1 protein-coding gene is annotated in these 2,712 nt (G+C 65.8%); it reads right to left on the bottom strand.

Features of this window, described 5'->3' with window-relative positions:
- Positions 1 to 364: 364 nt before the first annotated feature.
- On the bottom strand, positions 365 to 2,641 hold the full coding sequence (locus tag ACCC94_RS29125; RefSeq protein ID WP_413353055.1) for a TonB-dependent hemoglobin/transferrin/lactoferrin family receptor: 2,277 nt from the start codon (positions 2,639 to 2,641) through the stop codon (positions 365 to 367).
- Positions 2,642 to 2,712 lie beyond the last annotated feature (71 nt).

The following is a 2,712-nucleotide window of genomic DNA, read 5'->3' as shown; positions in this document are numbered from 1 at the left end:
TAGGGCGGATAACGCGTCAGCGTTACCCGCCGAGCTGGGCGGCGGATAACCTGTTCCAGGTTATGCGCCCTACGGTCTGATCTTTACAGACGAGACGAATGACTTCGGGGAAAGCGTAAAGATTGTTGGGTGTGCAATGCGATAGCGGAGCGAAGTGGGTTCGCGAGCAAGCTCGCTCCTACAGGGAGTGGTGCTTTTCGTAGGAGCGAGCTTGCTCGCGAACAGAGCGGCACGAGATTCGTCGGGAGCCCCGCGCCAAGCCGACTCTGTAGGGCGGATAACGCGTCAGCGTTACCCGCCGAGCTGGGCGGCGGATAACCTGTTCCAGGTTATGCGCCCTACGGTCAGCCATAGCGCTTGCGCCTCAGATATCCCACACCAGGTTGATCGCGAAATTGCGGCCCGGCTGGGTCAGGCGGTCGAGGTTGGCCGGGGCCAGTACCGAGGCTTCGCCGACGCCGTCGTAGCCGCGTACGTCATCCCAGAGCCAGTACTTCTTGTCGGTGAGGTTGTAGAGGCCGGCGTTGAGGGTCAGGTCGTCGGTCAGCTTGTAGTAGCCGGTCAGGTCGAGGATGCCGAAGCCTGGTGTCTTGAACTGGCTGCTGGTGCCGTCCGGGGCATTGAACTGGCTGTCGTCCACGCGGTTCTTGCGCTTGACCAGGGTCCAGTCGAGCAGGGCGCCGTAGCGGCCGGCCTGTTCGTCGTAGCCCAGGCCGAATACGCCGGTGAGCGGGTTGACGCTGTTGATCGGCTTGCCGGTGTCCTTATTGCGGCCGTAGGCGTAGGCCACCGACCCCTTGGTGTAGAGGCCCTGCGGCGCGCCGAACGCGCCCAGTTCCAGGCGGCCCTTCAACTCCACGCCCTTGATGATCGCGTTCTTGATGTTGTTGCTGGTGAAGGTCGGCTCGTCGTAGCCGGGGGTGATGGCGTCCTCGTTGATGAAGTCGCGGTACTTGTTATAGAAGACCGCCACGTCGAACGAGCCTTCCTCGAAGTTGCCGCGCAGGCCGGTCTCGTAGCTCTGGCTGCGTTCCGGGTCGAGGTCCGGGTTCGGTTCCACGCGATAGCCCGCGCCGGGGTTGTCGAAGCGGCCGTAGAGCGCCTTGGCGGTCGGGGTGCGGAAGCCCTGGGCGTACTGCCCGTACCACAGGTAGTTGTCGTTGAACGAGTAGGTCACGCCGAGCTTGGGCGAGAGCTGGTGCCAGCTCTTGTCCTCGCTGCTCACGTCGCCTTCGCCGCTCTGGTCGACGGTCTTCAGGAACTCGTCGGTGACGTGCGGCTTCAGGCGGGTGTGGTCGTAGCGCAGGCCGGGCAGGAAGGTCCAGTCGTTCCAGCGGATTTCGTCCTGAGCGAAGAGGGCGTAGGTGTCGATGGTCGGATCGGGAAAGTCGCTGCTGCGGGCCAGGGTGTCGCTGGCGCTGGGTGCGCCGATGGACGTGCAGCCGCGGCCGACGGCCAGGCAGGTGCCGGTACCTTCACGGTAGCCGGTGACCTTCTGCCGTTTGAGGGTGGTGCCGTAGGTCAGCAGGTGGTCGGTGTCGCCTAGGGCGAAGGCCTTGTCCATCTGCAGGTCGAGCACCCACTGGCGCTCCTTGTACAGCGTCTCGCGGGTGCGCAGCACCTGGCGGGTCATGGGGTAGTAGAACTCGTCGGTGCTCTGGTCGGTCTTGGCGATCTGGTAGTTGAAGGTCCACTTCAGGTGGTCGGCCACCGCGCTGTCCAGCAGCATCTGGTGTTCCAGGCCATAGCGCTCGCGGGTGATGGTGTCGTTGCCGGTGCGCCACTGGTACATGCCGCCGGGCAGGACGCTGGGCGGAAGAGCCGGTTGGCCGTTGCTGTAGGGGCCGCCATAGGCGCTCTTCTGGTCGGTGTCGACGTCGTCCTTGTATTTCTCGTAGACCAGGCCGAAGCGGCTGCCTTCGGCGTAGTTCCAGCCAAGCTTCGCCAATACGTTGGTGGTGCGCACGTCTTCCGGGTTGGCTTCGGTGCGCGACAGGCCGGTGCCGCCGGTGCTGCCGTAGGACTCGGTCTCGTGGCCGTTGCGCTGGCTCAGGTGCAGCAGGCCGTCGAAGTCGTCGTGGCGGCCGGCGACGGTGGCGGAGGTCAGCCAGCTGTCGTCGGCGGAGCTGTAGCCGGTCTTCAGGCGGGCGCCGACGTCCTTGCCGTCCTTGATGATGTCGTCCGGGTCGAGGGTGAAGTAGCTCACCGCGCCGCCGATGGCGTTGCTGCCGTACAGCGCCGAGGCTGGGCCGCGCAGCACTTCCACGCGCTTGACGATTTCCGGGTCGACGTAGTTGCGCTCGGTCTGCGCGTAGGGCCCGTTGAAGAAGCTGTTGGGAATCTCGACGCCGTCGATCTGCGTCAGCACGCGGTCGCCGTCGATGCCGCGGATGTTGTAGCCGGTGATACCGGCGCGGTTGCCGGTGCCGCCGACGGAAACGCCGGGCATGTCGCGCACCAGTTCCTTGATGCTGTTGACGTTCTTGCGGTCCAGCTCTTCGCGGCCGACGACGTTCACCGTGGACGGCACCGAGGTGACGCTCTGCGCCTGGCGGGTCGCGGTGACGGTCAGCGGCTGCATCTCCGCGACGGAGGAGAGGTTGCGCTCCAGCACCACGTTGCGCGGGCCGAGCTGGCGCACGGTCAGGCCGGTGCCGCCGAGCAGGGACTTCAGGGCGCGCTCCGCGGGCAGGCGGCCGCTGACGCCCGGGG

The organism is Pseudomonas sp. Pseusp97, assembly GCF_047304025.1.
Classification (GTDB): Bacteria; Pseudomonadota; Gammaproteobacteria; order Pseudomonadales; family Pseudomonadaceae; genus Pseudomonas.
Note: the sequence above shows the minus strand (reverse complement) of the source record. Positions and strands in the feature narration are given on the sequence as shown.